The sequence below is a fragment of the Sphingorhabdus sp. genome (genome assembly GCF_046596595.1).
In the GTDB taxonomy this organism is placed as follows: domain Bacteria; phylum Pseudomonadota; class Alphaproteobacteria; order Sphingomonadales; family Sphingomonadaceae; genus Sphingorhabdus_B.
The window spans coordinates 1-3,966 of the sequence record NZ_JBKJMB010000043.1 but is presented as its reverse complement, the minus strand read 5'-3'; the positions used below and the strand labels follow the sequence as shown (position 1 = coordinate 3,966).

At 58.1% G+C, this 3,966-nt stretch carries 4 protein-coding genes; all 4 read left to right on the top strand.

Annotated elements, in window-relative coordinates:
- Positions 1-94: 94 nt before the first annotated feature.
- Positions 95-877 carry a division plane positioning ATPase MipZ gene (locus ACLL9E_RS04120; RefSeq protein WP_411290474.1) on the top strand — a complete coding sequence of 261 codons (783 nt, stop codon included), beginning with the start codon at positions 95-97 and terminating at the stop codon, positions 875-877.
- Entirely contained in the window at positions 877-1,305 is a 429-nt protein-coding gene (locus ACLL9E_RS04115; protein WP_411290473.1) for a molecular chaperone DnaJ, read from the top strand. The genes ACLL9E_RS04120 and ACLL9E_RS04115 overlap by 1 nt, the downstream gene beginning before the upstream one ends.
- Positions 1,306-1,340: 35 nt before the next feature.
- Complete coding sequence (gene pgmG / locus ACLL9E_RS04110; protein ID WP_411290472.1) at positions 1,341-2,726, top strand: phosphoglucomutase/phosphomannomutase PgmG; 1,386 nt, start codon at positions 1,341-1,343, stop codon at positions 2,724-2,726.
- On the top strand, positions 2,674-3,966 hold a 1,293-nt coding region (locus tag ACLL9E_RS04105; RefSeq protein ID WP_411290471.1), incomplete at its 3' end, for a DEAD/DEAH box helicase. The genes pgmG and ACLL9E_RS04105, both read left to right, overlap by 53 nt.

The following is a 3,966-nucleotide window of genomic DNA, read 5'->3' as shown; positions in this document are numbered from 1 at the left end:
GGTCGAACCCGCCTATGCGGGAGGGCGCAGCGTCATTTCAAGGCAAATGTCGCGCGTCGATATTCTTGGACGAATTTGGGGCAGTTTGGGGACTATGGCCAAGGCACATCACATCGTTTTTGCCAATGAAAAGGGCGGAACGGGTAAATCGACCACCGCAGTGCATGTCGCCATTGCTTTGGCATCGCGCGGCGCACGTGTGGCATGCATCGATCTCGACTCGCGTCAGCGTACCTTGTTTCGGTATCTGGAAAACCGGCGCGACACGATTGCACGGCGCAAGATCACTCTGCCCATGCCGGTCTTCGAAGTGTTCGAGCACGACTCGCAGGCCACGCTTGAGCGACAGGTTGATCGGCTAAGTGGCGAAAATGACTTTCTGGTTTTTGATACGCCGGGCCGCGACGACAAATATGCGCGTTTTGTGGCGACCAGAGCCAATACGCTGGTCACGCCAATCAACGACAGCTTTGTCGATTTTGACCTGATTGGACAGGTTGACGCCGAAAATTTCAAGGTGCGAAAACTGAGTTTCTACGCCGAGCTTATCTGGGAAGCGCGCAAGGAACGCGCCAAGGCCGACGGCGTGACCATCGACTGGGTCGTGGTACGCAACCGGCTGCACAATATGGAGGCACGCAACCAGCAGCGCATGACCGAAGCGATTGCCGAACTGTCGAAGCGTGTCGGGTTCCGGTCCTTGCCGGGTTTAAACGAGCGCGTGATTTACCGCGAACTGTTTCCGTCCGGCCTGACATTAATCGACAAGGGGCATCTTGGCCAGTTGGCGACTGCGCATATTGTCGCGCGGCAGGAGTTGCGCGAACTGGTCACTGGCCTTGCACTTCCCGAAGTGCAAGAAGCGGCGCTCGTATAATGACGTTACTGGCCATTCTGGTCCTCGCAGCGCTTGGTTGGGCGGTGTGGAAGGGCAAGCTACAAAGACAACAATTGCCGCCCTTATTGCTTGGGCTTGCAGGGGCATTTCTTGCCGCGCGCGGAAGCCTGTTAATTGGTGTCGGGGCCATTGCAATTGCGGCGACATGGTATCGCGGGCTGACATGGCGGCTGTTTGGCGCTGGCGCAAAAAAGATCGACCAATCCCCGCTCGACCCATCCCCGATTGATGACGCCCGTTTCCTGCTTGGTGTGTCGCGATTTGACAATGCGGAACGCATTCGCGAACGGCATCGGACCCTGATCGCGCAAAACCATCCTGACGCTGGCGGAAGCGACGAGCGCGCTGCCGCATTGAACAAAGCCCGTGATATTTTGTTAGATGATCTGAACAATAAACGGCTTTAACCGGATTTCTCTCCCGATATAAAACAGGAAACCCCATGGCGCATAATTTCCACTCCACTTCGCTTCGCGAATATGACATTCGTGGCATCATCGGTGAAACGCTGGGGGAGGCTGACGCTTACGCCATCGGACGCGGGTTTGGCACTTGCCTGGTACGTGCTGGCGGCAAGAAGGCGGCAGTGGGCTATGATGGCCGCGTCAGCTCGCCTATGCTTGAACAGGCTTTGGTAAAGGGCCTGAATGAAAGCGGCGTTGACGTTGTGCGCATCGGCATGGGGCCAACACCCATGCTATATTATGCCGAGGCCATATTGGATGATGTCGACGGCGGCATAGAAATAACTGGTAGCCATAATCCCGCCAATTATAATGGCTTCAAAATGGTCCTGATGGGCAAGCCCTTTTTCGGGGCGGACATCCAGAAGCTGGGCCGGATGGCGGCGACAGGGGATTGGGTCGATGGACAGGGTGGCTTTGAACATCTCGATATCCTTGACCAATATGTTGCGCGTGTGGCGCAGGCGGCACCCGAAAAGGCGTTTCGCATCGGATGGGATGCGGGCAATGGCGCGGCAGGACCAGCGATCGAAAAACTGGTCAAGATGCTGCCCGGGGAGCACCATCTTCTGTTCACGGAAGTAGATGGGGAGTTTCCCAACCATCACCCTGATCCTACCGACCCTGCTAATCTGGTCGATTTGCAAAGGCTCGTCGCGGAGAAGCAACTCGATTTTGGAGTGGCTTTTGACGGTGACGGCGATCGAATTGGTGCAATTGATGGCGAAGGCCGGGTAATCTGGGGTGACCAGTTGCTCCAAATCTATGCGGAAGACGTGCTTGGTGACGTCCCGGGCGCAACGATCATCGCTGATGTAAAGGCGTCACAGGCTTTGTTCGACCGCGTCAGTGACTTGGGCGGGGTGCCCTTGATGTGGAAAACCGGCCACAGCCTGATTAAGTCCAAAATGAAGGAAACAGGCTCACCGCTCGCGGGCGAGATGAGCGGGCATATCTTCTTCAAGCATGAATATTACGGGTTTGACGACGCAATCTATGCCGCCGTGCGGTTGATGTCGGCATCGGCAAAGCTCGGCAAAAGCGTGACAGAATTGCGGGGCGATATGCCAGTGATGATCAACACCCCCGAAATGCGTTTTCAGGTCGATGAAAGCCGCAAATTTGCAGTGATCGATGAGGTTCTGAAGCGACTTTCGGCGGATGGCGCAAACGTGAACAACACCGACGGCGCGCGCGTCAACACGCCCGATGGCTGGTGGCTGCTGCGTGCTTCGAACACACAGGACGTGCTCGTTGCCCGCGCCGAGGCGTCGAGCGAAGAAGGGCTTGAACGCCTTATGGCGCAAATCGATGCGCAATTGGCTGCGTCGGGACTGGAACGCGGGGAAACTGTCGGGCATTAAGCCCTTCGTGGAATTACCTCCGATCATCATTGACTGGTTCGCCTCGCGCGGATGGCAGCCACGACGGCATCAGCTTGAGATGCTGGAGGCGGCAGGCGAAAAGCGACATGCGTTGCTTGTCGCAGCGACGGGCGCGGGCAAAACGCTTGCCGGGTTCTTGCCGACTTTGGCGGAGCTTACGCCAGCCGCTAAATCCGTTCGCATCGAGCCCAGTCGAGATGCCGGGAGTTCAGGCGCTACCGATGGGTGTCTCGACGATGCTCGACACGAACGGGTTCTACAAGGGCATCGACACGAACAGGACTTGGGAACATATCCGCGCGCCCCGGCGAAGGCCGGGGTCCAGACCAAATCAGGTGAGTCTTTGTCTGGGACTGGGTCCCGGCCTTTGCCGGGAAACACATTGGACGGTCTGCACACGCTCTACATCTCCCCGCTGAAGGCGCTTGCCACCGACGTCCGCCGCAATTTGCTCATGCCGATTGAGGAAATGGGCTTGGCCATTCGCGTAGAGGCGCGGACGGGGGACACGCCATCCGACCGCAAGGCGCGCCAGCGAGTCAAACCGCCGCATATATTGCTGACCACGCCCGAATCACTATCACTGCTGCTCAGCCACGAAGACAGCGTGCACATGTTCGCGACGCTGAAACGCGTGATCGTCGACGAGGTCCACGCCTTTGCCAATGGCAAGCGCGGCGATCTGCTCAGCCTGTCGCTCGCGCGGCTGCAGACACTTGCGCCGGACGTGCAGCGCGTGGCGCTTTCGGCGACCGTTGCAGACCCAGATGACTATCGCGCGTGGCTCGCGCCCAATGGCGACATTGACCAGGTGCGCCTGGTCGAAGGCGAAGCCGCAGCCGAGCCTGACCTGACGATCCTGCTGCCCGAAGGCCGCGTGCCATGGGCGGGGCACAGCGGGCAACATGCAATCCCCCAGTTGATCGAGGAAATCGGCCGCAACAAAATCACGCTGATTTTCTGTAACACCCGCTTTCTCGCGGAATTTATCTTCCAGAAATTATGGGACGCAAACGAGCCCAAATTTGCGATTGGCATTCACCACGGATCCTTATCGGTCGAGGCAAGGCGCAAGGTCGAAGGCGCAATGGCCGACGGCAAATTGCGTGCGCTTGTGTGCACCGCCAGCCTTGATTTGGGCGTCGACTGGGGAAATGTCGACTGCGTGATCCAGATGGGCGCGCCTAAGGGCTCCTCCCGTCTTTTGCAGCGCATCGGC